The following is a 399-nucleotide window of genomic DNA, read 5'->3' on the forward strand; positions in this document are numbered from 1 at the left end:
TGGATCCATCCGGGGGTGTTGTGACGCCGACCGGGAACTATTACGGGAATGATCCGATCGAGCATTCGACATTCTACGTGATCCCGTCCAAGCCACCTACTGCCCAGAGCCTCACGGCACAGGTGCAGGGCACAAACGTCACGCTGACGTTCAACGTCAACGTGCCGCTCTGGAGTTCGCTCGCGAACTATCACTATGACGCGGTGGAGATCACGAATCTCGGCACTGGGCAGACGGAGTGGCTCGCGGGGACAGGATTCAGTGACATTTCCGAGATGCAGAATGAAGTCGGAAGTCAGGGAACGTACACGGATACGTTTTCCGCGAGTTACCTGACGCCGGGGAATTACGAGGCTCAGGCGTGGGTGGCAGACGGTGTGGATCGCATTTCGGGGCCTG

Annotated in this window: 1 protein-coding gene; it reads left to right on the forward strand. The window is 58.4% G+C overall.

The window, feature by feature from the left end; all coding sequences use genetic code 11:
- Positions 1-399, forward strand: a 399-nt coding sequence (locus AC27E8_RS06580) for a hypothetical protein (RefSeq protein ID WP_487111390.1), incomplete at both ends; no start/stop codon positions are given.

The organism is Alicyclobacillus sp. CIJ1, assembly GCF_057538885.1.